This window comes from Mycoplana rhizolycopersici (assembly GCF_013378445.1).
Lineage (GTDB): Bacteria > Pseudomonadota > Alphaproteobacteria > Rhizobiales > Rhizobiaceae > Mycoplana > Mycoplana rhizolycopersici.
Genome location: NZ_JABXYK010000004.1, coordinates 251,637 through 277,337, shown reverse-complemented (window position 1 = coordinate 277,337; position 25,701 = coordinate 251,637). Strand labels below are relative to the sequence as shown.

24 protein-coding genes are annotated in these 25,701 nt (G+C 63.5%); 8 read left to right on the top strand and 16 right to left on the bottom strand.

The features are described from left to right. Positions 1 to 41 precede the first annotated feature (41 nt). From HV823_RS08565 to HV823_RS08520, 10 genes are all read right to left on the bottom strand, one after another. A complete protein-coding gene (locus tag HV823_RS08565; RefSeq protein WP_176949292.1) occupies positions 42 to 1,229 on the bottom strand; it encodes a saccharopine dehydrogenase family protein in 1,188 nt (395 codons plus the stop codon). 131 nt (positions 1,230 to 1,360) lie between these two features. Next, a complete protein-coding gene (locus HV823_RS08560) occupies positions 1,361 to 2,866 on the bottom strand; it encodes an aldehyde dehydrogenase family protein (protein WP_176949291.1) in 1,506 nt (501 codons plus the stop codon). Between the two features lie 117 nt (positions 2,867 to 2,983). Then, positions 2,984 to 3,331: a cupin domain-containing protein gene (locus HV823_RS08555; RefSeq protein WP_246300976.1), complete on the bottom strand. Its 348-nt coding sequence runs from the start codon at positions 3,329 to 3,331 to the stop codon at positions 2,984 to 2,986. 32 nt (positions 3,332 to 3,363) lie between these two features. Then, positions 3,364 to 3,711 (bottom strand): cupin domain-containing protein, encoded by a 348-nt coding sequence (locus HV823_RS08550; RefSeq protein ID WP_176949290.1) that lies wholly within the window; start codon positions 3,709 to 3,711, stop codon positions 3,364 to 3,366. 9 nt (positions 3,712 to 3,720) lie between these two features. Next, positions 3,721 to 4,083, bottom strand: a complete 363-nt coding sequence (locus HV823_RS08545; RefSeq protein WP_176949289.1) for a cupin domain-containing protein — start codon at positions 4,081 to 4,083, stop codon at positions 3,721 to 3,723. Then, positions 4,076 to 5,368 carry a nucleotide disphospho-sugar-binding domain-containing protein gene (locus tag HV823_RS08540; RefSeq protein WP_176949288.1) on the bottom strand — a complete coding sequence of 431 codons (1,293 nt, stop codon included), beginning with the start codon at positions 5,366 to 5,368 and terminating at the stop codon, positions 4,076 to 4,078. Before HV823_RS08540 ends, HV823_RS08545 begins: the two co-directional genes overlap by 8 nt. Positions 5,369 to 5,421: 53 nt before the next feature. Further along, entirely contained in the window at positions 5,422 to 6,492 is a 1,071-nt protein-coding gene (locus tag HV823_RS08535) for an ABC transporter ATP-binding protein (RefSeq protein WP_176949287.1), read from the bottom strand. Beyond that, complete coding sequence (locus tag HV823_RS08530) at positions 6,489 to 7,337, bottom strand: ABC transporter permease (protein WP_176949286.1); 849 nt, start codon at positions 7,335 to 7,337, stop codon at positions 6,489 to 6,491. The genes HV823_RS08535 and HV823_RS08530 overlap by 4 nt, the downstream gene beginning before the upstream one ends. Continuing rightward, positions 7,334 to 8,131, bottom strand: coding sequence for an ABC transporter permease (locus tag HV823_RS08525; protein ID WP_176949445.1), 798 nt, complete (start codon positions 8,129 to 8,131; stop codon positions 7,334 to 7,336). Before HV823_RS08525 ends, HV823_RS08530 begins: the two co-directional genes overlap by 4 nt. A 290-nt stretch (positions 8,132 to 8,421) precedes the next feature. Continuing rightward, entirely contained in the window at positions 8,422 to 9,480 is a 1,059-nt protein-coding gene (locus HV823_RS08520; RefSeq protein WP_343051810.1) for a polyamine ABC transporter substrate-binding protein, read from the bottom strand. A 221-nt stretch (positions 9,481 to 9,701) separates the two neighbouring features. On the opposite strand from HV823_RS08520, the gene HV823_RS08515 reads away from it, so the two are divergent. The 3 genes from HV823_RS08515 to HV823_RS08505 all read left to right on the top strand — a co-directional run bounded on the left by HV823_RS08515 (position 9,702) and on the right by HV823_RS08505 (position 13,482). Continuing rightward, the gene (locus HV823_RS08515; RefSeq protein WP_176949285.1) at positions 9,702 to 10,634 is read left to right on the top strand and encodes a GntR family transcriptional regulator; all 933 of its coding nucleotides are present in this window, start codon (positions 9,702 to 9,704) and stop codon (positions 10,632 to 10,634) included. Positions 10,635 to 10,638: 4 nt separating this feature from the next. Continuing rightward, positions 10,639 to 11,934, top strand: a complete 1,296-nt coding sequence (locus HV823_RS08510; RefSeq protein WP_176949284.1) for a glycosyltransferase — start codon at positions 10,639 to 10,641, stop codon at positions 11,932 to 11,934. 69 nt (positions 11,935 to 12,003) lie between these two features. After that, positions 12,004 to 13,482, top strand: a complete 1,479-nt coding sequence (locus tag HV823_RS08505; protein WP_176949283.1) for an aldehyde dehydrogenase family protein — start codon at positions 12,004 to 12,006, stop codon at positions 13,480 to 13,482. 104 nt (positions 13,483 to 13,586) lie between these two features. On the opposite strand, the gene HV823_RS08500 is transcribed toward HV823_RS08505, so the two are convergent. Further along, a complete protein-coding gene (locus HV823_RS08500) occupies positions 13,587 to 14,180 on the bottom strand; it encodes a TetR family transcriptional regulator (protein ID WP_176949282.1) in 594 nt (197 codons plus the stop codon). 184 nt (positions 14,181 to 14,364) lie between these two features. On the opposite strand from HV823_RS08500, the gene HV823_RS08495 reads away from it, so the two are divergent. Next, entirely contained in the window at positions 14,365 to 14,760 is a 396-nt protein-coding gene (locus tag HV823_RS08495) for a RidA family protein (protein WP_176949281.1), read from the top strand. Between the two features lie 155 nt (positions 14,761 to 14,915). After that, entirely contained in the window at positions 14,916 to 16,538 is a 1,623-nt protein-coding gene (locus tag HV823_RS08490; RefSeq protein WP_176949280.1) for an ABC-F family ATP-binding cassette domain-containing protein, read from the top strand. A gap of 90 nt (positions 16,539 to 16,628) precedes the next feature. Here HV823_RS08490 and blaOXA read toward each other — a convergent pair whose 3' ends face one another. Next, entirely contained in the window at positions 16,629 to 17,435 is an 807-nt protein-coding gene (blaOXA, locus tag HV823_RS08485) for a class D beta-lactamase (protein WP_176949279.1), read from the bottom strand. A gap of 107 nt (positions 17,436 to 17,542) precedes the next feature. Here blaOXA and HV823_RS08480 point away from each other — a divergent pair, with 107 nt between their 5' ends. Then, complete coding sequence (locus HV823_RS08480; protein ID WP_176949278.1) at positions 17,543 to 18,460, top strand: LysR family transcriptional regulator; 918 nt, start codon at positions 17,543 to 17,545, stop codon at positions 18,458 to 18,460. Here HV823_RS08480 and HV823_RS08475 read toward each other — a convergent pair. After that, positions 18,454 to 19,128, bottom strand: a complete 675-nt coding sequence (locus HV823_RS08475; RefSeq protein WP_176949443.1) for a hypothetical protein — start codon at positions 19,126 to 19,128, stop codon at positions 18,454 to 18,456. The two genes, HV823_RS08480 and HV823_RS08475, sit on opposite strands and share 7 nt — an antisense overlap. Positions 19,129 to 19,622: 494 nt before the next feature. Between HV823_RS08475 and HV823_RS08470 the strand changes: the two genes are divergently transcribed. Then, complete coding sequence (locus HV823_RS08470; protein WP_176949277.1) at positions 19,623 to 20,858, top strand: AGE family epimerase/isomerase; 1,236 nt, start codon at positions 19,623 to 19,625, stop codon at positions 20,856 to 20,858. Between the two features lie 143 nt (positions 20,859 to 21,001). Here HV823_RS08470 and HV823_RS08465 read toward each other — a convergent pair whose 3' ends face one another. Continuing rightward, a complete protein-coding gene (locus HV823_RS08465; protein WP_176949442.1) occupies positions 21,002 to 23,764 on the bottom strand; it encodes a DNA translocase FtsK in 2,763 nt (920 codons plus the stop codon). A gap of 294 nt (positions 23,765 to 24,058) precedes the next feature. Between HV823_RS08465 and HV823_RS08460 the strand changes: the two genes are divergently transcribed. Then, positions 24,059 to 24,247, top strand: a complete 189-nt coding sequence (locus HV823_RS08460; protein WP_176949276.1) for a hypothetical protein — start codon at positions 24,059 to 24,061, stop codon at positions 24,245 to 24,247. Here HV823_RS08460 and HV823_RS08455 read toward each other — a convergent pair. Both HV823_RS08455 and HV823_RS08450 read right to left on the bottom strand, forming a co-directional pair. Then, positions 24,219 to 24,761: a DUF922 domain-containing Zn-dependent protease gene (locus tag HV823_RS08455; protein WP_176949441.1), complete on the bottom strand. Its 543-nt coding sequence runs from the start codon at positions 24,759 to 24,761 to the stop codon at positions 24,219 to 24,221. The two genes, HV823_RS08460 and HV823_RS08455, sit on opposite strands and share 29 nt — an antisense overlap. Positions 24,762 to 24,852: 91 nt before the next feature. Then, a complete protein-coding gene (locus HV823_RS08450) occupies positions 24,853 to 25,557 on the bottom strand; it encodes an SDR family oxidoreductase (RefSeq protein ID WP_176949275.1) in 705 nt (234 codons plus the stop codon). Positions 25,558 to 25,701: the final 144 nt, after the last annotated feature.

The window sequence follows — 25,701 nt, the reverse complement described above, 5'->3', positions numbered from 1 at the left end:
AGGGGTCGGCGGACCTTCGCCGACCGCCGAGCCCACCTCATTCATGATACCGTTTTGGAAATCCTGAACTTCCGTTTCTCGAGTTCAGGGAAATAGCTCGCCACATCGAAATAGCCTTCGGGGGCGTAAACGCCCGGCTTTTTCGGATGCTTCAGGATCAGCTGGGCTGCAATCGAGCCGTTCATGGACGTGCAGGCATCCACGTAGGGGCCATACATCGGCTCGGACGAAACCACGACCTCGACGCGCACCGTGCAGGGCTTGCCGCCCTTTCGGCCATGGCCGATGGCGAAATGGATTTCATGGCTTTCCTGCGCCGGGATCCGGTCGGCGTTCTTTCTTATATTCCGCTCGATCACCTTGTTCAGAACGTCGAGCGGCTTCACGCTGACGCCGCCGATCTCGACCGGCTCGTTGAAGTCGCCAAAGCCGGCCTTGACCAGCCCCACCCAGGCCTCGTGTTCACGATGCGGCAGGTGCAGTTTCCATGAGAATTCCCTGATGCCCTTTTCGCGGATGCCGTCGGCCAGCGGCACTGTCAGTTGCTCGGAATGCGGCGAATGCATGAACTCGCAGCGTCCCCATGGCTCCGGCAGGTCAAGATATTCGGAGCCGCTCATCGGCGCGCATTCGACGTGCTTGCCGTCATAGAACTGCGTGCTCGGATGGGCGTATTCGGCAAGCACGGTCGAGACGCTGTAGGGCGGGACGAGCACCGGGTTCTCGTCGCCCGTCAGGTCCGCTGCCCAGTAGAGGTTGATCTTGTCGATCTCGTCCAGTTCGTCGGCAACCGCGCGGCAGATGACGTTGGACATGCCCGGATCGGCGCCGACGCCGATCACGGCTGTCACGCCAGCCGCCTTGAACCGCTCGTGTTCGGCGATCTGCTTGACCGTATAGGTGCCAAGGCCGCCAAGGTCGACATACGAGACTCTTGCGGCCAGCGCCGCCTCGAAGATGGCCATCTGGAAGCCGAGCAGCGTCGGCACGCAGTTGATGCAGATGTCGGCACCGGAAATCGCAGCCGAAAGGGCGCCCGGATCGGTGACGTTCAGGGCAACAAGCTCGATCCGCGGATCGCCCAGTTCCATCGCCAACGCCTCCATCTTGTCACGCGAGGCATCGCACAGGCGGACCTTTTCGATATCGACGATGGCGCGATCCGAAAGAAGGTCGCGAACAATGCCGGCGCCCATGAAGCCCGCGCCGCCGAGGATGGTGATGATCATGTTGGGTGTTCCTGTCTCAGTTATTCAACAATTGCATTGCAAGCCGCCTGCCGACGTCGAAGTTGGGCAGAGCGCGGCGGCAGCGGCGCTTCGTTCCCTCATGCGGAGCGAGCCGCCGGCCACGCGCCGCCTCACACATGTTTGCGCCCCTCGGCCTCGTAGAACCAATCGTCCGGATAGGGATACCACCAGTCCTGAACGACCGGCTTGTGATCGATGATGACCATCTTGGAGCGGCGAAAAGCGTCGAGGCCGAGTTTTGACAGTTCGCGCCCCAGGCCCGATTTCTTCCATCCGCCGAAGGGAAGCGCGTCGTTGTCGATCAGCGGATTGTTGACCCAGACCATGCCGGCCTCCAACCGGTCGGCCGCCTCCATCGCTTCCTCCAGCGAAGTCGTGAAGATCGAGGCGCCGAGCCCGAATTCGCTGTCGTTTGCCCGCTCGATCGCTTCGTCGAAGTTGCGGACCTTCATGATCGCGGCGACAGGACCGAAGCATTCCTCCTGCATGATCGCCATGTCGGACGTGCAGCCGGTGAGGATGGTCGGCTCGTAGAACCAGCCGACCGGTTCGCTTTCCGGGATCTTTCCGCCGATCACGACCGTCGCACCCTTGATCTTCGCGTCCTCGACGAGACGGATTACCTTGTCGCGCGCCGCCTTTGAGACGAGCGGGCCGATCTCCGCCTTGCCAAGCCCGTTGCCGATGCGCAGCCGCCTGGTCTCGGCTACGAACTTTTCCACGAACGCGTCATGCACGCTGTCGACCACGAAGAAGCGTTCTGCCGACGTGCAGACCTGGCCGGACATATGAAAGGCGGCGGTTACGGCGCCGGCGGCTGCGACGTCGAGCGGCGCGTGTGCCGTGACGATCATCGGATCGGAGCCGCCCGCCTCGATGACCGCCGGCTTCATCTGGCCGGCTGCGGCCATCGCCACCGCCCTGCCCGCGGCGACCGAGCCGGTGAAGGCGACGGCATGGGTCTTGGGCGAGGCGATCAGCGCCTCGCCGAGCTCGACCCCGCCGGGCAGGCAGGCGACCAGGCCGGTCGGCAACGCCTCGAAGACGGCCATGAATTCGAGCGTCGACAGGGTCGTCGCGGGCGCCGGTTTGATGATGCAGCCGTTGCCGGAAGCAAGCGAGGCGGCAACCGTCCAGCACATCAGCAAAATCGGGAAGTTGAACGGCATAATGTGGACGCTCAGGCCCAGCGGCTCGTAGCGCGCGTGCTGGAACGAGCCGGCCTGCGTCGTGCCAGCCACCTTGCCTGCCTCGTCGCGCGCCATTTCGGCGAAATAGCGGAAGGCACCGGCGCAGTTGGCCACCTCTCCGATCGCCTCCGGATAGGGCTTGCCCATCTCCCGCGACATCAGCTCGGCGCAGCGGCGCATGTCGGTCGCCTCGATCCGGTTGGCGATCCGGTGCAGCAGCGTCGCCCGCGACTTGGCGTCCAGTCGCTTCCATCTGCGCTGGGCGGCCGCGGCCGTGTCCAGCACGGCATCCATTTCGTCGATCGTCGTGATCGCAAACCGGCCGACTTCCGTCAGCAGTGCCGGATCGATCACCCGATGGTGCGGTCCCCGGGCGGGCACGTAGTCCGGATGCCGATAGAAGACGGGTTCGGCGGGGTTGAACATGGTCGTTCCTCTCTCACTCGGGATGGGTTGACCCATCTTCGGCTTGTTTTTCGGGACAGCGAGCCTCTCGCCTTGCCCCTCACCCTGGGCATCCAGACTGAACGCCCCCAGCCCCACTCACCGGATCATGTAGACCTTCTTGATCGTCTCGTGCACGGTGCACTCGCCCTTCCAGTCCTGCGGAAAGAAGGCAGCGGTGTCGGGCGTGATCTCGATCACCTCGCCGCTCTCGTGCACATAGGTGCAGCGGCCTTCGAGGAAGTGACAGAACTCGTCGCGGGTGACGTGGCAGAACCATTTTCCGGGCGTACAGACCCAGAGGCCGCATTCCGATTCCCCGTTTGCTCCCTTGTGGATCACCTTGCCCGACGTCCGGCTCTCACCCTCGATCATTGTCGGGATGACGCCCCAGTCGACGAGATCCGACTGCTCGAGTGGTTTCTTCATGAAGGGGGTGATCGGCATGATCGTGTTTCCTCTTTGTCTTTCGGTATCGTTCAGTCGCCGCGGCTCATGAAAGCCTTGGTCAGGGTTTCGGTGATGATCGAGGTTCCGGTCCAACCGGCCGGAAAGAAGACGGCAGCGCCCGCAGACACCGGGATCTCCTCGCCGTTTTCGTGGACGTACACGCCCTTCCCGCCGAGAAAATAGCAAAACTCGTCGCTCGGAATGGTGATGGCGCGCGTTCCCGGCGTGCAGGACCAGACCCCGCATTCGCTGGAGCCGTCCGGGTTTACGGACAGCACCTTGCCGCTCATATGCGGGTTGCCTTCGGTGGCGGTGGCGCTTGCACCCCAGTCGTCGAGTGCGACGGCTGCGGTCTCCGGCCAGTAGGGTGTGGTCATGGCTTCACCTCACACGAGCATGTAAACGTTGCGCATGGTCTCGATAACGGTACATTCGCCAGCCCAGCCGCCGGGAAACATCACGACGGTACCCGGTTCCACCTCGATGACCTCGCCGTCGTCGGATCGGTAGATCGCCCGCCCCGCCACGAAGTGGCAGAGTTCTTCGCGCGGGATGGAAAGCCGCCAGCGGCCGGGCGTGCAGACCCAGATACCCGTTTCCGGCTGGTTGTCCGGCCCCTTGAACAGAAGACGGCCGGACGATTTCGAAACGCCTTCGATCGCGTCCGACTGCACGCCCCAGTCGACGAGGTCGTCATAGGTGGTGGCACCGTGGATGTGCGGTGCGGAGGATTTGAGCGTTTCAGCCATGGTACGCCCCTGTCCTGACCAGTTCGTCGAGGATCCCCGCTGCCTTCTTCGGTCCGCTGCGCGCCTGCATGTGGGCGCTGGTGGCGGCAAGCTTCGTCTTCATTGCCGGATTGCCGATGCAGGCATCGAGCTTGGCGGCAAGATCGGCATCGCTCCAGTCGTAGCGCGGCATCTTGAAGCCATGGCCGGTCTCGTCGACGCGGGTGGCGTTGTCGTGACCGTCCCAGACATAGGGCATGATGATGGCCGGCTTGCCGAAGTAGAGGCATTCGGTAAACGAGTTGTTGCCGCCGTGATGGATGACGGCGTCGACCTGCGGAATGACGGAAGGCTGGGGGAACCAGCTGTCGACGATGACGTTGCCGGGCAGGTCCTCGTACTGGTCCTTGTAGTCGCCGACATTGACGAGAGCGCGGTAGGGCAGCTTGCCGATCGTCGAGATCAGGCGCTTCAGCAGGTCGGTGTCACCCGCACCCAGTGAGCCGAAGGAGATGTAGATCAGCGGCTTGTCGTTCTTCTCCGCAAAGACCGGTACCTCATAAGCCTTCTCCTTGCGCACGCAGCCTTCGAGATACTGGAACTGCATGCCGTCGAGCGGATGCTCGCGCTCGAACTTCACCGGCTCGGGATAAAGCAGCAGGTTCATGTAGGGCGAGGCCTCGAAGAACTGGCCGGTCGGATAGGGCTCCTCGCCATTCTCCGCAAGGAACGCATTGAAGTCGTCATGGATCGGTTTGATCACACTGTTGAAGTGGTTGCGATAGGCCTGGTGGCCGGCGTAGTCGTTTTCGCCGCAGCCGGAGAGATGCGGCGGGATCTTCGGATCCTCGATCTCGTTTTCCGAACACGAGATGATCCGCACCCAGGGCTTGCCGAACTGCTTGATGGCCGGGAAGAGAATGACGTTGTCGACGCAGATCAGGTCCGGCTTGATCTTCGCCAGCACGCCCGGCAGGTCTTTCTGCGCCCACTTGGCGCTATCCACGATCGCCGTCCAGCAGTCCTTCACGTAGTTCTCGACCTGATCGATCGGGGATTTGCGGAAGTTCGGAATGTGGCCGTTGATGAAGTCCTCCCAGAACTTCGCCATCTGCTCCGCCGGCATGGGTTCCGACAGGTTTACCGGATGCGCCTCGAAGCCGTAGCCTTCATAGACCGAGACGAAGCCGGGATCGGACAGGAACACGGCCTTGTGGCCGAGCGCTTCCACGGCCTGAGCGATGCCGACCGAATTCAGCGCCGGCCCGAAGGCCGCCTCCGGAAAGAATGCGATGGTCTTGGACATGTGTTCCCTCTTTTATGTCGTCCGTGAATTCCGTGGCTCCTGGAAAACGCCCTCTATCCGCCGGCGCCAGCGCCCCCTCCCGCAAACAGCCGGCAGCGGGCCGGGTCGATCTTGAGGCTCAACGCGTCGCCGACCTGGTAGGCGGTGCCCCCCTGGGCCGGGACGCGAACCTGCAGCGGTACCGGCGCGGCGGGCGTCTTTACATGCAGCACACGGTCGAGGCCGTGATAGGCGATGTCGGCGATCGTGCCGGCCAACCGTTCGCCCGGCGCGCCGACGGCGATATTTTCCGGCCTGGCCGCGAGCGTCGCAGGACCGGGCCTGGCATTGACAACGGCCAGCCGCAGGCCCTCGGCCTCGAACACGCGATCCTCCGTTACCCGGCCGTCGATGAAGTTCATCACGCCGATGAAGTTTGCGACAAACCGATCGGCCGGCGCCTCGTAGATTTCCTCGGGCGAACCGCATTGCAACAGCCGCCCGTCCTTGAGGATCGCCATGCGGTCCGCCATCACCAGGGCCTCTTCCTGATCGTGCGTGACGATGACGAAAGTGATGCCGGCCTCGTTCTGCATGCGCTTCAGCTCGAGTTGCATCTTTTCGCGCAGTTTCTTGTCGAGCGCGCCCAGCGGTTCGTCGAGCAGCAGCACCTTCGGCCGCTTGACGAGTGCACGCGCGAGCGCCACACGCTGCTTCTGACCGCCGGAAAGCTGCTCGGGCTTACGGTCGGCGAACTGGGTCAGGTCGGTGGTGGCCATCGTCTCGTCGACGCGGCGGCGGATCTCGGCCTTGTCCAACCTTTCCATTTCCAGCCCGTAGCAAAGGTTCTGCCGCACCGTCATGTGCGGGAAAAGCGCGTAGGACTGGAACATCAGGTTCAGCGGACGCTTCTCCGGTGGCAGCGGCGAGATGTCCCGCCCTTCGAGCAGGATGCGGCCGGCACTCGGCGTCTCGAAGCCCGCCAGCATGCGCAGCAGCGTGGTCTTGCCGCAGCCCGAAGGTCCGAGCAGGGCAAAGAACTCGTTCTCGAGGACGTCGATGGAGACGCCGTCGACGGCGACGACCGGCCCGAAATTCTTCGCCACGCTTTCGATCCGAAGGATGGGGGACGTTTCTGCGTTCATCGGACCTGTTCTTTGTTCAGCCATTGCGAAATCAAGAGCGCCGTTGCGCTGACGCCCATGACGATGGTGGCAAGCGCATTGACCTCGGGCGTGATGCCGAAGCGGATCATCGAGTAGATCTGCATGGGCAGGGTGATCGACGAGCGGCCCGCTCCCGCCGTGAAGAAGGCGATGATGAATTCGTCGACCGAAAGCGTGAAGGCGAGCAGGGCACCGGCGACGATCGAGGGCAGCAGGACGGGAAAGGTGACGCGCCAGAACGTCGTCCAGCCCGAGGCGCCGAGATCGCGCGAGGCCTCGACGATCGAGAAGTCGAAGTTCTTCAGCCGTGCCCGCACCACCGAGCAGACGAAGGCGAGGTCGAAGACGACATGACTGACGATGATCGTATGCAGCCCCATCGTCAGGCCCAGCCGTGAAAAGAAGGTCAGCAGCGCCACTGCAAGCACGATGTCCGGGATAACCATGGGTGCAAAGGCTAGAGCCTCCAGCCCGTTGCTCTTGCGACGCCGGGTCTCCATGCCGAGCGCCAGCAGCGTGCCGAGGATCGTGGAGACAAGCGTGGCGAAAATGGCGACGACGAGCGTGTTCCACGCGGCGTGCAGGATGTCGGAATTGCCGAGAAGTGCCGAATACCATCGGGTGGAGAAACCCGACCACGCGGTCGGAAGCCCGCTGTCGTTGAAGGACAGCATCACCAGAACCGCGATCGGCAGGTACAGGAAGCCGAAGACGAGCAGCAGCACGACGCGGCCCGGCAACTTGCGGCGAAAAGCGCCCGCACCCGCAGCGCGCGCCGCAACCGGGGTGCCGGCGACCGTGGCAGTCGCTGTATCGCCGGTCATGCCTGCGCCTCCCTGCTTTCGCCGCTTGCGCGCGCAGTGGCGCGGGCCTGCACGAAAAGAAGCACGATCATCGTGACGATGAGGGCTGCACCGAGTGCTGCGCCGAAGGGCCAGTCGTTGGCGGTCAGGAACTGGTCGTAGACGAGATTGCCGACCATCTGGAACCGGCCCCCGCCGAGAAGGGCCGGCGTCACGAAGTTGCCGATCGACAGCACGAAGACGAACACGCCACCAGCGGCCACACCCGGCAGGGAGAGCGGCAGGGTGACGCGAAAGAAGGTGCGCACCGGGCCGGCGCCGAGGTCGCGCGAGGCCTCCATCAGTTCCGGATTAAGACGCGACAGCGTCGAATAGATCGCAAGGATGACGAAGGGCAGGTAGTTGTAGACGAGGCCGGTGATGACGGCGGCCTCGGTGTACAGCAGCGACAGCGGCTCACCCGTGTAGCCGAACGAACGCAACATGTTATTGATCAGCCCCTCGCGGTTCAAAAGCACCATCCAGGCATAGGTGCGGATCAGGTAGTTGCTCCAGAAGGGCAGTACGGCGAAGAACAGCAGGATCGGCTGGCGCATGCGCGGCGCACGCGAGATTGCGTAAGCTGCGGGATAGGCGATCAGGATCGCGATCGCCGTAGTCGTCAGCGCGATGCGGGCCGAGTTCAGGAAGATCTTCGCGTAGAGCGGATCGGCAACGCGGGCGAAATTTTCCAGCGTGAAGGTGTATTCGATCCCGCCCCAGACGCCGCGCTGGAAGAACGCATAGGACAGAACCAACAGGCACGGCACCACCATGAAGGTGGCGAGCCAGGCAACGCCGGGAGCGGCGAGCAGGTTCGGTCTGGTGGCATTGAACGACACGGGAAAAATTCGCCTTGCTGATATCTTGAAGAGACCGGCGCAGGTGCGCCGGCTGACTGGTCAGGAAGATCGCCGGAGCCGAAAAAGGCGACGACGTTCCCTCTCCCCACTTACGGGGAGAGGGGCAAAGTGGGGGGTGTTCTCAACGGGGGCCGCTACCTCTGCGGGACCTCTCATCCGCCTGCCGGCATCTTCTCCCGTACGCCGGGAGAAGGGCGATCCGGTCAGTTCGCTGCCTTGATCTCGCTGACAGCGCGCGAGTAATCCCTCTGCGCCGCGCCGAGATCGCGCAGCAGTTCGTTCTTGGCGAGGTCGGCCGGCTGCATCTTCATGTTCGGGTACTGCTCGCCGAGCGACGGATCGAGGCTTTCCATAGCCGCCTTGTTCGGCACCTTGTAGAGGATGTTCTCGGCCGCCCAGGCGTGGTTCTTGGCATCCAGGATGAAGTTTAGGAACTTCATCGCGTTATCCTTGTTCTCGGCGTTCTTCATCACAACCATCGTGTCCACCCAGAGGTCGGAGCCTTCCTTCGGCACGATGAACTTGATGTCCTTGTTCTCGGCGATGCCGTAGTTGCACCAGCCATCCCAGGCATGCACGAGCGAAGCTTCGCCGGAGACGAGCTTGGAATAGAACGTCGTGTCGTCATAGGCGAGTAGCGTCTTTTTCGCCTCGATCAGCAGGTCGCGCGCCTCGTTGATCTTGGCCGGATCCTTCTCGTTGACCGAGTAACCCTTGCCGAGCAGGCCTGCACCCATCAGCCAGCGGTCGGTCGCGAGCATCGTCGTCTTGCGCTTGATGTCGTCTGTGGGCTGCAGCAGGTTCATCCAGCTGTCCGGCGTGCCGCTCACCTTGTCGGAACGGTAGCAAAGGCCCGTCGTCCCCCACGCGTAGGGAACCGAGAACTGGTTGCCCGGATCGTAGGCGAGGCTGGCGGCCTCGGGATAGAGATTGGCGAGGTTCGGGATTGCGCTCTTGTCCAGCGGCTCCAGCATGCCCTGCGCGTTGAGCACTTCGGCAAAGGGCGAGGAGACGAAGACCACGTCATAGCCCTTGCCGCCGCCGGCCATGATCTTGCCCATGATCTCTTCGTTCGTGGCGTGGTTCACCACCTCAAGCTCAAGCCCGGTCGCCGCCTTGAAGCTTTCGGCGATATCCTTCGCCATGTAGCCGTCCCAGTTGGAGATCACCAGATCTGCGGCCGTTGCCATCCCCGCGGAGAGGCTGACGGCAACGAATGCCGCGGCCGCGCGCAATGCGACCGTTCCGTTTTTCGCTTCCACGAAAAAACTCCCTTGTTTGATTTTGTTCCTGGCCTCTGTGCGATGCAGCCCGCCGGTTGATCCGAACTCTTTGCTGCGTCCGAAAGCAGTATTAATTAGAAAAAAAATACGTCAATAGGGATTCTGATAAAATCCGAGGCGATAGAATTTTGTCGGCGCCGGACTTGCGAAAGCTGGGCGCAACAGGCAGCATGCGCCGCGATGGAGGCCAGTTTGAGCGCATGAATCCGGAACCGAAGCGCCCCAATTATCGCCATGTCGAACTGGCGCAGAAAATACTGGATATTGCCGGCGAGCGCGGCATCTCGCCGGGTGAGCGGTTGGCGGAACAGGCGCTGGCCTCGCTCTGCAGTGTCTCAAGAACCCCGATCCGCAAGGCATTACAAGTACTTGCGGATCGAGGCCTTGTCACGCCGGAGGCGGAAGGGGGCTATATCCTCGCTGTCGATCCGGCAGCCACTGCACGGCTGGACGACACGGGCGAGACCGAAGGCGAAAGCGAAATCCATGCCGCGATCCTACGCGACCTCGCAGCCGGCCGCATTGCCGAAACGCAGACGATTGCCTCGCTCCAGCGTCGGTATGACGTGTCCCGCCAGACGGTACAAAATGCGCTGATGAAACTGTCGGAGGAGAACCTTGCCGAACGGGGCGCCGGGCAGCAGTGGCTTTTGAAGCAGTTTGCCGTCAGTGGCGACGCGGCGATGCGCAGCTACGAATTCCGCCTTGTGACGGAGCCACTGGCGCTTACGCTTCCCGACTTCCGCCGCGACCTGCCGGCGTTGACTGCGCTTCGCCAGTCGATGCTGATCCTGAAGGGCATGAGCGAGGCGACCTTCGATCGAAAGCTGTTCGAACGCACCGATTTCGACTTTCACACGCTCATCGCCAAGAGTTGCGGCAATCCGTTCATGGCAGAAGCGCTCGTCAACCACCATCGGCGTCGCAGAACGACGCCGCCTGCGGGCCATGTCGCCGTCTTCCGGCTCATGCAGTCCAACCTCGAGCATCTGCAGATCCTCGAGCAAATCGAGCGCGGGCAAATGGAGCTTGCCGCCGATCTCATGAAAGTGCATCTGCAGCTTTCCCGACAGCAACGGCCGCGTATCGCCGGCCGCGGCGTACCCGCCACCTTCAAGATCGTATCGCGTTGAACCCATGGCAGCATCCAAGACCATCGCCCTCTTTCCCGAAGCGAGCTTCGGCGCAGCCCTGAATTGCGTCGGCATCGCCCAGGAATTGCGCCGGCTCGGCGCGCGACCGGTCTTCATCTGCCATCCCGGCTTTTCGGGCGTCTTTTCCGAATACGGCTTTCCCGAGTACCAGCTTGCAGACGACGCCTCCGGCAACCCGACCGACTGGAACGACTTCATCGAACGCCATCAGGACGCTTTCCGCCAGGCGCCTTTCGACCAGCTGGAAAGCTATGTCGGCCCCACCTGGGATGCGATCGTAGACACCGCGATCCGGGTCGAGGAGCCGTTGCGCCAGTTGCTGGCAAGGCTGAAGCCGGATGCGATCGTGCTCGACAACGTCGTCATGTTTCCGGCCATCGCCAATGCCGGCGTACCCTGGATCCGCGTCGTATCCTGCGCGGAAACGGAGGTGCCGGACGCGAACGTGCCGCCCTATCTTTCCGGCTGCGGCGGAACGCCGGACAGGAGCTGGCAAAGATTTGCGAAAGCCTATGAACAGGTGACAGCGCCCGCCCACCGGCGCTTTTCCGCCTTCCTCGCCGAATGTGGGCTGAAGCCGCTGGAGGCTTCGCATTTCCTCTCGGCCTCGCCCTGGCTGAACCTGCTGCTGGCGCCGCAGATCATTCGGCACGAACGCGAAAAGGCGCTTGATCCGCAAAGGTTCGTCTTCCTTGACGGCTGCGTGCGCCATGAGGCGCCCTATGCTCCGCCGCGGTTTGCCAGCTACAACGACGCGCCGCTGGTGCTGACGAGCTTCGGGTCGCTGGGGGCGATGGATGTGGCGATGACGAAGCGGATGATCGAGGTGTTCTCCACCCTGCCCTATCGTTTCCTCGTCAATGCCGGCCACTGGCGCGACGAATACCGCGACGTGCCGGACAACGTGTTTATCGACAGCTGGTTTCCGCAGCCTTCCGTCGTGGAGCAGGCGAGCCTCTTCATCCATCACGGCGGCAACAACTCCTTCTGCGAGGCGCTCTACTATGGCGTGCCGTCGCTGGTCATGCCCTATTGCTGGGACGGGCACGACAACGCCACGCGGGCGGCAGAAACCGGTGTCGGACGGAAGCTCGACCGCTATGACTGGAGCCCGCACGATCTCGCCGCGGCGACCGGCGAACTGATCGCGGACGGCGCGATGGCACAGCGGCTGAAAGCAAATGCGAAGACCATGCAGGCGGCGGCCGGCGTCACGCGGGCGGCGGAGGAAATCCTGAAGGCGGCGGATACCGCGGCCATCGGCGCGCGGGCGTCCTGACCCGATCCGAAGGATGGGCCGGGCGCGCCAACCACGAAAAGACACAGATAACATCAAACGGGAACGACCATGCGCGACAAGCTTTTCATCGATGGACAATGGCTGGCCCCGGTCGAAGGAGGAACATTTCCGGTCATCGACCCGGCGACGGAGGAAACGGTCTTTCATGCCCCGGCCGGAACTGCGCGCGACATCGACCATGCCGTTCGCGCCGCCCGCCGCGCCTTCGACCATGGGCCGTGGCCCCGGCTGACCGGAAAGGAACGCGCCGCCTGTCTGCGCCGGATCGCCGGGATCATCCTCGCCCGCAAGGAGGAACTGGCGCGCATCGAGGTGCGCGACAATGGCAAGCCGCTGCCGGAAGCAATCTGGGACATGGAGGACACCGCCGGGTGCTTCAGCTTCTATGCAGGGCTCGCGGAGGAGCTGGACGAAAACCCCGAGGAGGCGATCGCGCTTTCCGAGCCGCGCTTCTCGTCGAAGGTGGTTCGGGAGCCCGTTGGCGTGGCCGGTGCCATCATCCCCTGGAACTATCCGCTGCTGATGGCCTCGTGGAAGGTGGCGCCCGCGCTCGCGGCCGGTTGCACCATGGTCCTGAAGCCCTCCGAACTGACGCCGCTGACCGCACTGGAACTTGGCGCGATAGCAGAGGAAGCCGGCCTGCCGGCCGGCGTGCTCAACATCGTCACCGGCCTCGGCCCGGATGCCGGTCAGCCGCTCTCCGAGCATCCCGGCATCGACAAGCTCGCCTTCACTGGCTCGGTCCCAACTGGCGCGAAGATCATGGCGGCGGCGGCCCGCGACATCAAGAATGTCAGCCTGGAACTCGGCGGCAAGTCGCCCTTCGTCGTCTTTGCCGACAGCGATCTCGAGAAGGCCGTCGAGTGGATCATGTTCGGCATCTTCTGGAACCAGGGTCAGGTCTGCTCGGCCACCTCGCGCGTGCTGGTGGAGGAAAGCCTCTATCCGGCTCTGCTCGAAAGGCTGGTGGTCGAGGCCGCAAGGATCACGATTGGCAACGGCCTTGAGAACGGCACGCTGCTCGGCCCTCTCGTCTCCAGGGGACAATACGAGAAGGTACTGGCGGCAATCGCACGCGGTGCGAAGGAAGGAGCGACGATCGCGTCCGGCGGTAAACGCCCCGCCGGGCTCGACACCGGTTACTTCCTGGAGCCGACGATCCTGACCGATCTGGCCGAGGACAACTTCGTCTGGACCGAGGAAATCTTCGGCCCCGTCGTCTGCGTAAAGCCGTTCCGCGACGAGGCGGATGCCATTCGCCTTGCCAACGACAGCCGCTTCGGGCTGGCCGCCGCAGTGATGTCGAAGGACCGGGCACGCTGCGAGCGCGTCGCACGCGCCTTCCGCGCCGGTATTGTCTGGGTCAACTGCTCGCAGCCGACCTTCACCGAGGCGCCCTGGGGCGGCTACAAGCAGTCCGGCATCGGCCGCGAACTCGGCCGCTGGGGACTGTCGAACTACCTCGAGACCAAGCAGATCACGGCCTTCGAGGCCGATGAGCCCTGGGGCTGGTACATCAAGGGCTGAGCGCCGCAACCTCAACGCCGGCCCGCCCGTCCAAGTGGATCGGTGGCCGGCATCTTCGAGCGGCACCGCCCACAACGGCCGGCCGACCGCGCTTGCGCCCCGGCTCAGCCGGGCTTTGCGAGCAGGCCGGATGCCAGGCAACGGAACGCCTCAAGCGCCTTCGCCAGCACCTTTTCCGGCTCCTTGCTGGCGGCGATCCAGAGCGCCGCGTTCAGGGCGGCGCCATTCAGAAGCCGGGCTGCGGCCTCGGGATCGACCGGCTTCAGCCGGCCTTCTGCCAGAAGGCGCTCCACCTTGGCGATGGTCGCCTGCAGGCAGCTGTTCTGGCTCGGCCACTGCGAGGGGTCGCCCAGCACCGCCGGCCCGTCGAGCAGTACGATTCGCTGCACCTCGGGCTCCAGCGCCATCTCGATATAGGCCCTTCCCTCCGCCAGAAGCCCTGCCCACTCATCGCCGGCGGCGTTACCAATTGCCTGCGCCCGGGCCGCCATCTCGCCGTCGATGCGGTCCACCACCGCCTGCAGAAGGCCGCGCTTGTCGCCGAAGTTATGGTACAGCGCGCCGCGCGTCAGCCCGACGGCGGCCGTAAGGTCGTCCATCGAGGCGCTGGCATAGCCCTTCTCGGCAAAGGCCTTGCGCGCCGCCTGGATAAGCTTGCCCCGGGTCTCCTCCATCATTTCCGATCGCCGCGTCGCCACCAGACCAGACTCCCATTTTCAGATACGCGGCGTATGCCAGCATTGACATACGTCACGTATGCGAGATAGTTTTACATACGAGACGTATATCAACCTGTCTCTGCCGTGGAAAGGCCGCGCATGGGCCGGCCATCCCAGCCGCGCAGCTTCCGTTACAAGACAACCCGAATTCAAGGAAAACGAGATGCAACGCGAACCGATCTTCCCCGCCAACCGCCACAGCCTCTATGCGGCACACCGGTACTCGGCGGCCATCCGCTCCGGCGACCTGCTGTTCGTTTCCGGACAGGTGGGAAGCCGCGAGGACGGCACGCCGGAGCCTGACTTCGAACGCCAGGTGCGGCTTGCCTATGACAACCTGACCGCCGTGCTGCGGGCCGCGGGCGCCTCGCTCGACGACGTGGTCGACGTGACGACCTTTCACACCGACCCGCCGGCCCAGATCGAGACGGTCATGAAGGTACGGGAGGCGGTGCTCGGCGGCGCGCCCTACCCGAACTGGACGGCGGTCGGCGTCAACTGGCTGGCCGGGTTCGATTTCGAGATCAAGGCGATCGCCCGCATTCCCGCCGAAAACTGAGCGAGGCCGGCCCGGAGCGGGAGGCATGCGATCCCGCTCCGGGGCTGGCGTTCGGCAATCCGCTGATGTATCTGGCCCCATCCAATGGTGCTCCAAGGGATCGCGACCGGCGATCCACCACGTGACGGCGCCGCAACAGACGGGGCCTTCGCCGCATGATCCGCATCGAGAACGTCAGCAAGCAGAACAGCCATCGCCTGCTTTTCATCGAGGCATCCGCAGCCTTGAACAAGGGCGAGAAGATCGGCCTCGTCGGCCCGAACGGTGCGGGGAAGACCACGCTGTTTCGGATGCTGACCCAGCAGGAGCAACCCGACGAGGGGCAGGTTTCGACCGAGAAGGGTGTGACGATCGGCTACTTCGATCAGGACGTCGGCGAGATGGGGGGCCATAGCGCCGTCTCCGAAGTCATGAACGGCGCAGGCCCGGTCAGCGAGGTCGCAGCCGAACTGCGCGCGCTGGAAGCCGAGATGGTCGATCCCGACAAGCTCGACGAGATGGACCGCATCATCGAGCGCTACGGCGAGGTGCAGGCGCGCTACGAGGAACTCGACGGCTATGCGCTGGAGGGCCGCGCGCGTGAGGTGCTTGCCGGCCTCAGCTTCAGCCAGGAGATGATGGACGGCGACGTCGGCAAGCTCTCGGGCGGCTGGAAGATGCGCGTGGCGCTGGCCCGCATTCTTCTCATGCGCCCCGATGTCATGCTTCTCGACGAACCGAGCAACCATCTCGATATCGAAAGCCTGATCTGGCTTGAGGAATTCCTGAAAAATTACGACGGCGCCCTGCTGATGACCTCGCACGACCGCGAGTTCATGAACCGTATCGTCGGCAAGATCATCGAGATCGACGGCGGTTCGCTGACGACCTATTCCGGCGACTATGCCTTCTACGAGCAGCAGCGCGCGCAGAACGAAAAGCAGCAGCAGGCCCAGTTCGAGCGCCAGCAGGCGATGCTGGCCAAGGAAATCAAGTTCATCGAGCGCTTCAAGGCACGTGCATCCCATGCCGCCCAGGTGCAGAGCCGCGTCAAGAAGCTGGAGAAGATCGACCGCGTCGAGCCGCCCCGTCGCCGCCAGACGGTCGCCTTCGACTTCCTGCCGGCGCCGCGGTCCGGCGAGGACGTGATCAACCTCAAGGGCGTGCACAAGAAATACGGCAGCCGCACCATCTATGAAGGCCTCGACTTCATGGTCCGGCGGCGCGAGCGCTGGTGCATCATGGGCATCAACGGCGCCGGCAAGTCGACGCTGCTGAAGCTCGTGGCCGGTGCGACCGATCCGGATCAGGGCAGCGTCGCGCTCGGCGCGAGTGTCAAGCTCGGCTATTTCGCCCAGCACGCAATGGACCTGCTCGACGGCGACAGCACCATCCTCGAGTGGCTGGAGGAAGCCTTTCCGAAGGCAGGTCAGGCACCGCTGCGTGCGCTGTCGGGCTGCTTCGGCTTTTCCGGGGACGACGTGGAGAAGAAATGCCGCGTTCTCTCGGGTGGCGAGAAAGCGCGGCTCGTTATGGCGCGCATGCTGTTCGATCCGCCGAACCTTCTCGTGCTCGACGAGCCGACCAACCACCTCGACCTCGACACCAAGGAAATGCTGATCAAGGCGCTGGCGCAATATGAGGGCACGATGCTCTTCGTCTCGCACGACCGCCATTTTCTGGCCGCCCTTTCGAACCGCGTCCTCGAACTGACCCCGGACGGCATCCATCAGTATGGCGGCGGCTACACGGAATATGTCGAGCGCACCGGGCAGGAAGCACCGGGCCTGCGAAGCTGAGCGGCTGCAGCGCCCCGAAGTCCGCGCAACGCGTAACAGGCTCGCGGCACGCGCCGCGAGCCTTAGCAGCAACCAAAGGGCGGGAAGATCCTACTGCGCTACGACGAGCGACGGCAGTTCATTGAACAGCATGTCGCGCACGCGCGCTCCCGCCGACCCTTTCTGGCGCTTTTCCTCCTGCACGAGGCGGGCGAAAACCACCGTGCGATCGCCCTTGGTCGCCCAGCCGACATACCAACCCCAGGGATGATCATAATCCAGCGTCCCGTCCGCCTGACGCGGATAGGCCATGCCCGTCTTTCCCTGCGCCGACCAGCCGCCGGCGAGTTCCGTCTTTTCCACGACCTTCATCGTCATGTCGAAGGCGTGATCGGACACAGGCAGTTGGCGGTTGACGAGCCTGCGCAGGAACGCGACCTGCTCCAGCGGCGATATCTTCAGCGACGAGGAGATCCACGCCCGGTCCAGACCGTTATCCTTGCCGGGATCACCGGAAAAATCGGCATTGCCATAGTCGAATTTCGTAGCGTATGCGCGCAACTTCTGTTCACCGAGCGAATGCGCCATGACCTGCGAAAACCAGACGACGGAATACTTCATCCAGCGCTGCGCATCGGTCGGCTGCTTCCAGTTGTCCCCGCCCCAGTCGGCATAGCCGTCGCGAAAAGGCAGCTTCGGCGTGTGTTCGTCTTCCAGGAATCCGGAATCGTAGCCGATCAGGCTAAGCGCTACCTTGAAGGTCGACGCCGGTGTGAAGCGCTCCGCGCAATTGCCCTCCTCCACGATCGTCTTGTGGCTCTTCGCATCGGCGATCACCGTACAAATTGTTTTGGCTTCTGCGGATGATGCAAGCGACCACGCAGCCATGAATCCAATGAAAGCAATATGCTTCTTCATAGAAATCCTCTTTTTCCAGAACCGATGGACACGTTGCTACCAGCAGTTTGACCGGGGCACAAAGGACGAATACTGGTAAGTGACATTAGAAAAACTAGGCCATAGCCATGGTAAGACCACATCTTCCGCTGAACGCATTCCGGGCATTCGAGGCCTCGGCACGCCACCTGAGTTTCACCCGCGCGGCGATCGAGCTGAACGTGACGCAGGCCGCCGTCAGCCATCATGTGAAAGGTCTGGAGGAAATGCTGGGGACGTCGCTCTTCAAGCGCCTTCCGCGCGGGCTGATGATCACGCCGGAGGGCGAGAGGCTCTTGCCGGTCCTGCGCGACAGCTTCGACAGGATGGCGGATGCGGTCGAGCGCTTCCGCGGCGAAGGCATCCGCGAGATCCTGAACGTCGGCGCCGTCGGCACCTTCGCCGTCGGCTGGCTGCTGCCACGTCTTCAAACCTTCGCGGAACGGCACCCGTTCATCGAACTGCGGCTCTCCACCAACAACAATCGAGTGGACCTCGCAGCCGAAGGCCTCGACTTCGCAATCCGCTTCGGCAGCGGGGCGTGGCATGGCACGGATGCCGAACTGCTGTTCGACGCGCCGCTTTCAGCACTTTGCCTGCCACGCACGGCGCAGGAGCTACGGGAACCCGCCGACTTTCTCGGTCGCACGCTGCTGCGCTCGTACAGACCCGACGAGTGGACGCGCTGGTTCGAAGCCGCAGGCCTGCGTCGCGTCGTCCAACACCACAGCAGCATCGTCTTCGACACCTCGCTGGCAATGATGGAAGCGATCTTGCAGGGCGCCGGCATCGGCCTCGCGCCGCCTCGGATGTTCGAGCGACAACTGACTTCCGGCGCCATCGTGCAGCCGTTCGACGTGAACGTTCCGGTCGGCAGCTACTGGCTGACCAAGCTGCAATCGCGGGCAGTGACGCCGGCGATGGGTGCCTTCCGCGACTGGCTTCTCGACGCGTCGGGCGCGGGCGTCACACCAAGAAAGGAGGCGCCCGTCCCGTCACCTCAGTAGCACGGGGGATAAGGATAGTAGCCGCAGGGGGGCGGCGCGTCGTAATAGGGCCTGTACCCGGCAGCCGCGGCAGCGCCGATCGCCGCACCTGCAGCCAGCCCCGCTCCATAATAGGCACCGGGGTGGGCATACCAGCCGCCATGCCAGACCGGTCCGTGCCGCCATGCTCCACCGGCAACGACGGCTCCGCCGTAGGGGCCACGCGCGGCAAACCAGTCGATGAACAGGGAAGCAGGACCATCCGCGCTAGCCAGTGCGCCCTCGAGAATCGACACTTCGAACGTGAGCGCCCCTCCTTCCAGCTTCGGCGACTTAAGGACAACGACGGCATCCTCGACGCCTTTGCCATCGCGGCTCAGAACGGAGATCGTGGCATTGGGCGGATCCTTGGCGAAACTGTCCTTGCCCTCGTCCCACTGCTTGATGAACTCCGCTGTCGCGACATGGCCGGCGGCACGAACGGGGCGATCCGCAAACACGATCGTGCTGGCACCGACATCGTTCATCGTCAGCTTGCCGTCGGCAAGCGTCGCGCCTGCGGAATTGATCACGGCAAGCGAGGGCACCATCTGCTGTGCCTGCGACGCGCCGACGGTTTTTTGCGCCGGTGCGGATATGGCGTCCTGCGCTGCGGCGAAACCGGAAAAGGCAAATGTCCCTGCGAACATGGCGACTGAAAGTACATGGCTTCTGAGCGTCATTCTCGAACTCCCTCCGTTGACCGCCCGCGAAAGCAAGGACCGCGAACGAGACTGTCGCCTGCGGTCGAAGTCGGCCTGCCGCCACCGTTTCCGCACGGGGTCGGCCTTTGCCATCGAGCGAAGATTGTTTCAGGCAATGAATGGTCTGGCTGCAGAACTTTGGACGACTTCGCAGTCTCCGCACAGGCGGCGGCCGAAGTACCAGCGGAACTCTACGCGAACGCATATAAGCTGTAAATCACATAAGGGCCGCGGGGATATTCTTCATCCAAACTTGCCCCACCGGAAGAACTGCGCGATAACGCCACACCCATTCTGTCGAGTCCGACCGGAACTTTGCCATTCTTTTGCCATTCCAGGGCCGTGCGCTCGTCGCTCACGCCGCGGTGGCAAGAGACTGCCCAGGGCAGCCCGCAACAGCCTTGTCGTCGGCAGTCGCTTTTAGCACGAGGAGTACGAACATGGGTTTGAATGAACAGCTATCCTGGCGCGAGCGCCCCTATCATCGCGCGTGGCTGTGGGATCAGGCGAACCGCCTTTTCGATTTCTTCCAGAACCCCGCCTTCAACCCCAATGGCGGCTTCTACGAACTCGATGCCGAGGGGCGGCCACTCAATGCGGGAAATCCGATAAGGGGCATTCATTCGACGGCCCGCATGGTTCACTGCTTCTCGATCGGCAGCCTGCTTGGCCGTCCCGGCTCCGACGACATCGTCGACCATGGCATGAAGTATCTCTGGGAAAAGCACCGTGATGCCGAGCGCGGCGGGTATCACTGGTCGCTCGACAATTCCGGCCTGCTCGATGCCACGAAACAGGGCTATGGCCACGCCTTCGTGCTGCTCGCCGCCTCAAGCGCCAAGGTGGCAGGACATCCGGACGCCGACCGGATGATGGCGGATATCACCGAGATCCTGAATTCCCGCTTCTGGGAGGAACAGCACGGCGCGATCGCCGAGGAATTCGGCGCCGATTGGTCGCCAGTGCCCGGCTATCGTGGCCAGAACTCCAACATGCACCTGACGGAAGCGCTAATGGCCGCCTTCGAGGCAACCGGTGACACGGGCTACCTGAAGAAGGCCGAGCGCATCGCCGATCTCATTATCCGCAGGCGGGCCGGTGAAAACGGCTTCCGCGTGCCCGAGCATTTCGACGAGAACTGGACACTGGACAAGGACTACAAGGGCAACGAGATGTTCCGCCCCTCCGGCACCACCCCCGGCCACTGGCTGGAATGGGCGCGTCTGGTCCTGCAGCTCTGGGCGCTCGGCGGCAAGAAGCACGAGTGGATGCCGGAGGCCGCAAAGGCCCTGTTCGCGCAGTCGATCGCACTCGGATGGGACAAGGAAAAGGCCGGCTTCTTCTACACGCTCGACTGGAATGATGAGCCGGCGAAGCGCGAGAAGCTCTGGTGGCCGATGGCCGAGGGTGTCGGCGCAGCATCCTTCCTGTGCGAACACCTGCCGAGCGACTTCCACGAGACATGGTATCGCAAGATCTGGGACGGCATCTCCCGCCACTTCATCGATGGCGATCGCGGCGGCTGGCACGCAGAACTCACCGAAGACCTCGCACCGAGTTACACGCTGTTTGCCGGCAAGGATGACATCTACCACGCCCTGCAGGCCTGCCTCATCCCGCTCTATCCCGCGACCGGCAGCCTGACCAAGGGCATCCTCGAGGCGAACCGCAAGTAGAGCGGGTCTGCCCGTCAGCGCTCGTCATCAACGAAAAGCGGCGCGAGGAGAATATCCCCCGCGCCGCTGCTAACTTCATACAATGTCACCGCGATTGGCCGCCCTTCCCTCCCGGTTCGCGACCATCCGTTCGTGCCGACGCCTCAGTCCTCGTCGTCGACCATTTCCATCGGCGCGGCACTGTCGCGGCTGCCGCTCCCGCTCAGGATTTCGCGCTTGCCGACGTGGTTCGCAGGTCCGACCAGTCCATCGCGCTCCATGCGCTCCACCAGCGATGCGGCGCGGTTGTAGCCGATCGAAAGCCGCCGCTGGATATAGGAGGTCGAGCATTTGCGGTCGCGCTGGACGACCTTGATCGCCTTTTCATAGAGATCGTTGCCGTCGTCCTCGGCCATGGCCGTCTTGTCGAACACGGCGGTGTCTTCCGGCTCCGCCGCATCTTCCTCCTCAGCATCTTCCGTAACAGTGCCGAGGTATTCCGGCCGTCCCTGGGTCTTCAGGTGCGCCACGACGGCCTCAACCTCGGAGTCCGAGACAAACGGACCATGCACGCGGGCGATGCGGCCGCCACCGATCATGTGCAGCATGTCGCCCTGCCCGAGCAGGTGCTCGGCGCCCTGTTCGCCGAGAATGGTGCGGCTGTCGATCTTCGACGTGACCTGGAAGGAGATGCGGGTCGGGAAGTTCGCCTTGATCGTGCCGGTGATGACGTCGACCGAGGGACGCTGCGTCGCCATGATCAGGTGAATGCCGGCGGCGCGCGCCATCTGCGCCAGACGCTGGATCGCCCCTTCGATCTCCTTGCCCGCCACCATCATCAGGTCGGCCATCTCGTCGACGATGACGACGATGTAGGGCATCGGGGTGAGATCCATCTCCTCCTGCTCGTAGAGCGGCTCGCCGGTCGAGCGGTCGAAGCCCTTCTGCACGTCGCACATCACGGTCTCGCCCTTGGCGCGGGCAGCGGCCGCCCTGGCGTTGAAGCCGTCGATGTTGCGCACGCCGAGACGGGACATCTTGCGATAACGGTCCTCCATCTCGCGCACAGCCCACTTCAGCGCCATCACCGCCTTCTTCGGGTCGGTCACGACGGGCGTCAGCAGGTGTGGGATGCCGTCATAGACGGAAAGCTCCAGCATCTTCGGATCGACCATGATCAGGCGGCATTCCTCCGGCTTCAGCCGGTAGAGCAGCGACAGGATCATGGTGTTGATAGCGACCGACTTGCCCGAACCGGTGGTGCCGGCGACAAGGAGGTGCGGCATCTTGGCAAGTTCGGCGATCACCGGCTCGCCGCCGATGGTCTTGCCAAGGCAGACGGCGAGCTTGAACTTCGTCTCCCAGTAGCTTTCGCACTCGATGAGTTCGCGGAAATAGACGGTCTCGCGTACCGCATTCGGCAGTTCGATGCCGATTACGTTCCGGCCGGGAACGACGGCAACGCGCGCCGACAGCGCCGACATGGAGCGCGCGATGTCGTCGGCGAGCCCGATGACACGCGAGGACTTCACGCCCGGTGCCGGCTCGAATTCGTAGAGCGTGACCACCGGGCCGGGCCGCACGTCGATGATCTCGCCCTTGACGCCGAAATCCTCGAGAATGCTTTCCAAAAGGCCGGCGCTCTGTTCGAGCGCTTCCTGCGTCATCGTGTGCGCCTGCTCGCCGGTCGGCTGCTGCAACAGGTCCACGGGCGGGAATTCGTAGTCGGGATTGCTGTCGACTGCGGCAAACAGCCCGGAACGGGCCAGCGACCGCGAAATGGTGGAAACCGGCTTCGGCGCGGCTTCGACAACCGCTGGGACAGCAGGCTCGGCCGGCAATGCCGCCGGCACGTCCTCGGCTGCCACGGCTTCGGCCGGCTGGACATCCACCACCGGGGGGTGATCGCCGATCGAGATCGTGCTGACCGATGTCGGCCAGACCGTGCCCAGCCGGAATGCGGCGAGCGAAGGCAACGCGGAGAGTGGCGTATAGCCGGGAAGGGTCACAGTTCCTTCTTGCGTTGCGACGGTAGCAGGCTGCTGCTCGGCCACGGACCGCGTCGGCGCGGGAGCGACCGCCGCCTGTGCCGGGCTTTTGGCTGCAGCGACGGTTTCAGGTCGCGCGATCGGCCGGGAATTCGGGGTGTCGCGAACGCCCGGCACCGACGGCGCGTGGCGCCCCGCCTTCTCCGCGACCTGGATCCCTGCATCTGCTACAGGGACAACATTCCCGTTTCGCCCGCGAATGCTAACCTCGCGGTAAAGCGACGGCGTGGTGTTCGCGGCAGCGCGGAACGTAGGTAGAGTGAGCCGTTCGGCCGCAGCGAGCGGCGACAGGTCGACATCGAGGCTCATCGTTTCGAAGAGCGCATGGTCGGAGATGTGCAGTCCGAATGCATGATGGGCACTGGCTGCCGCCGCGACAAGGGCGGGAGTTGCGTCGGCAGGTCCGACAGTCTGCATCGGCGCCTTTTCCGGAACGGCTATGCGCACCTGTTCGTGGCTGGCCTGCGCCATTTCCCGCTTCAGGCGCAGATAGAGTGCCAGCGCGCCGGCATTGTCGTCACTGCCTCTTTCGGGCGGCACGGACCTTGCAGCGGCCGTGCGCCCGTTTGCCGCCGACGCTTCCCGCTGGCCTGCGCCTTCGATCCTGCGCATCGCGTCGCCGTCTATGTCCACGCGCGCCTCAGCGGGTGCTGCGGGGACCGGCACTACAGGCGCCTCTTCAACGATAGGCATTTCGGGTTGCACCTGGACCTCGACAATCTCGTTTGCCTCTTCCTGTTTCGGCGAAACGGGCTCGGCCTGCTTGCGCGAATAGGCGCTTTCGGGCGTGCGCGTGAAGCGAACGTTCGGTCCGAGAATGAACGCGCTCTGCCAGGCCGGCAGCGCCGCGTCAGCCTTTACCTCGCCCGTAACCGTCATGCCCGGAAGCGTGACGTGTGGTGTCGGCCGCTGCTGCGGACCTTCGGTGTCGCCGCTTGCGACTTGATCTTGGGCTATAGGCGAGATCGTTCGGGAAAGACGCATGGAAACCTGCAACGCTGGAACTGGCGGGAAGCCGTGAAAACCCCTGCCTTGGGAATAGAAAATAAAGGTTAACAGCCCCTTTCCGCAGGAATGGATTCGGAGAGGTGGCGCGCCCCTCCTCAGATGGCGTAGAGAAGAAAATTTTATATTTATCAGTATTTTAGAAGGATTCCCCGCCCAGCAAGGGAAATGGCGAGCATTGAATTCGTCAGCGCGCCGTCGATCGTGCGCCCGCTCGGCCGCAGATCAGAGAAGAAGCAGTTTTTTAACCAGCGAAAGAACGTCGTCGAACGGGAGCATGGACAGGCCGACGACGGCGAACGGCAGAAGCGCCGTGGCCGAAAGCGGGTCAGCTATCGCCCACGAGATCGAGGATGAGCTGGTGGATGTTGCCGCCGTTGCTCAGCTCCGTGCGGTCGAAATCCCGGCTGCGCTGCCTTTGCGCCTGCGAAAGCTCGCCGAGCCTCTGCGTCAGGACCTTGCGGATCTTGCGGCAATCGGGGTCGTCAGCCACCGTCAGCCCCACCGCATAGGCCTCGATCTGCCTGACCATGTCCTCGATGATGTCCCCATGGATCTTCTCATGCGCCCGCACGCCGGCGAGGAAGGTATCCCAACGTTCGCCGAGCGCGCCCTTTGGCCGGGCCGAAGGCTTCGGCAGCATGTAGGTGATGATCAGCTTCGGCCGAGCCGACGACAGCACGCAGCCCCCGTCCCGCGGCTCGTATTTTCGCGACCACGTCAACTTGAAATCTGTAAAGGCGATGGCGCGACCGACGCCGACCTTCGGCCCGCGTTCACCGATGGAGCGGTACAGTTCCATCCCGGTCGTGCCGCTGATGGCATAGGTCTTCACCTGTTCGACGGGCTCCCAATCCGCATGCGCAAGCATGGGCGAGAGCAACACGACACCGGCCAGAATGCCGCTCAGGGTGCGTGGTTTCACATCGTTCTCCAAGGAATGAGTTCGCGGGCTGATGCGCTCAGATAGAGCGCATCAGCCCGCCATCAACGCGGATGTTCTGGCCGGTGATGTAGCCAGCCCCTTCGGACGCCAGGAAGGCGACCGTGGCGGCGATCTCAGCGCTCGTGCCGTAGCGCTGCATCGGCACGCCGGCGCGCCGTTCCTCGGTCGCCGGCAGGCTGTCGATCCAGCCGGGCAACACGTTGTTCATGCGAACGTTGTCAGCGGCATAGGTGTCGGCAAAGAGCTTGGTATAGGCAGCAAGCCCGGCCCGAAAGACTGCCGAGGTCGGAAACATCGCCGTCGGCTCGAAGGCCCAGGCCGTGGAGATATTGACGATCGCACCGGATTTCTGCGCCTGCATGATCGGCGTGACCAAGCGCGTCGAGCGAATGACGTTCATCAGATAGACGTCCAGCCCCTTGTGCCAGTCCTCGTCCGTGATCTCGATGATCGGCGCGCGCGGCCCGTGACCGGCACTGTTGACGAGCACGTCGATACGGCCCCAGTTCTGCATGGCAAGGTCCACGAGCTGTTTCAGGTCATCGTTCGACTGGTTCGAACCGGTCACTCCGACCCCGCCCAATTCCTTCGCCAGGGCCTCGCCCTTGCCGGAAGACGACAGGATGGCCACGCGGAAACCATCGGCCGCGAGCCGCCGCGCCGCTGCGGCTCCCATGCCGCTGCCACCTGCTGTGATCAGAGCCACCTTCTCGGCTGCCATGTCCGTTCCTTCCCAATCCCTGCGATGCGTCTGCGGCGCGATCCTATCACTCTCCTCTGCATGGTCGAGCCTGCCGGCGCGATGAGAAGTGGAAATCTGGTACCTGGCAGGGTTGGTCGACTACAACAAATACTTGCTTTAAAA

What these genes read in the sequence shown, in the direction of transcription:
- HV823_RS08565 (WP_176949292.1), bottom strand. Translation starts at nt 1,229, where the DNA reads ATGATCATCACCATCCTCGGCGGCGCGGGCTTCATGGGCGCCGGCATT.
- HV823_RS08560 (WP_176949291.1), bottom strand. Translation starts at nt 2,866, where the DNA reads ATGTTCAACCCCGCCGAACCCGTCTTCTATCGGCATCCGGACTACGTG.
- HV823_RS08555 (WP_246300976.1), bottom strand. Translation starts at nt 3,331, where the DNA reads ATGCCGATCACCCCCTTCATGAAGAAACCACTCGAGCAGTCGGATCTC.
- HV823_RS08550 (WP_176949290.1), bottom strand. Translation starts at nt 3,711, where the DNA reads ATGACCACACCCTACTGGCCGGAGACCGCAGCCGTCGCACTCGACGAC.
- HV823_RS08545 (WP_176949289.1), bottom strand. Translation starts at nt 4,083, where the DNA reads ATGGCTGAAACGCTCAAATCCTCCGCACCGCACATCCACGGTGCCACC.
- HV823_RS08540 (WP_176949288.1), bottom strand. Translation starts at nt 5,368, where the DNA reads ATGTCCAAGACCATCGCATTCTTTCCGGAGGCGGCCTTCGGGCCGGCG.
- HV823_RS08535 (WP_176949287.1), bottom strand. Translation starts at nt 6,492, where the DNA reads ATGAACGCAGAAACGTCCCCCATCCTTCGGATCGAAAGCGTGGCGAAG.
- HV823_RS08530 (WP_176949286.1), bottom strand. Translation starts at nt 7,337, where the DNA reads ATGACCGGCGATACAGCGACTGCCACGGTCGCCGGCACCCCGGTTGCG.
- HV823_RS08525 (WP_176949445.1), bottom strand. Translation starts at nt 8,131, where the DNA reads ATGGTGGTGCCGTGCCTGTTGGTTCTGTCCTATGCGTTCTTCCAGCGC.
- HV823_RS08515 (WP_176949285.1), top strand. Translation starts at nt 9,702, where the DNA reads ATGAATCCGGAACCGAAGCGCCCCAATTATCGCCATGTCGAACTGGCG.
- HV823_RS08510 (WP_176949284.1), top strand. Translation starts at nt 10,639, where the DNA reads ATGGCAGCATCCAAGACCATCGCCCTCTTTCCCGAAGCGAGCTTCGGC.
- HV823_RS08505 (WP_176949283.1), top strand. Translation starts at nt 12,004, where the DNA reads ATGCGCGACAAGCTTTTCATCGATGGACAATGGCTGGCCCCGGTCGAA.
- HV823_RS08495 (WP_176949281.1), top strand. Translation starts at nt 14,365, where the DNA reads ATGCAACGCGAACCGATCTTCCCCGCCAACCGCCACAGCCTCTATGCG.
- HV823_RS08490 (WP_176949280.1), top strand. Translation starts at nt 14,916, where the DNA reads ATGATCCGCATCGAGAACGTCAGCAAGCAGAACAGCCATCGCCTGCTT.
- blaOXA (WP_176949279.1), bottom strand. Translation starts at nt 17,435, where the DNA reads ATGAAGAAGCATATTGCTTTCATTGGATTCATGGCTGCGTGGTCGCTT.
- HV823_RS08480 (WP_176949278.1), top strand. Translation starts at nt 17,543, where the DNA reads ATGGTAAGACCACATCTTCCGCTGAACGCATTCCGGGCATTCGAGGCC.
- HV823_RS08475 (WP_176949443.1), bottom strand. Translation starts at nt 19,128, where the DNA reads ATGTTCGCAGGGACATTTGCCTTTTCCGGTTTCGCCGCAGCGCAGGAC.
- HV823_RS08470 (WP_176949277.1), top strand. Translation starts at nt 19,623, where the DNA reads ATGGGTTTGAATGAACAGCTATCCTGGCGCGAGCGCCCCTATCATCGC.
- HV823_RS08465 (WP_176949442.1), bottom strand. Translation starts at nt 23,764, where the DNA reads ATGACGGTTACGGGCGAGGTAAAGGCTGACGCGGCGCTGCCGGCCTGG.
- HV823_RS08460 (WP_176949276.1), top strand. Translation starts at nt 24,059, where the DNA reads ATGGCGAGCATTGAATTCGTCAGCGCGCCGTCGATCGTGCGCCCGCTC.
- HV823_RS08455 (WP_176949441.1), bottom strand. Translation starts at nt 24,761, where the DNA reads ATGCTTGCGCATGCGGATTGGGAGCCCGTCGAACAGGTGAAGACCTAT.
- HV823_RS08450 (WP_176949275.1), bottom strand. Translation starts at nt 25,557, where the DNA reads ATGGCAGCCGAGAAGGTGGCTCTGATCACAGCAGGTGGCAGCGGCATG.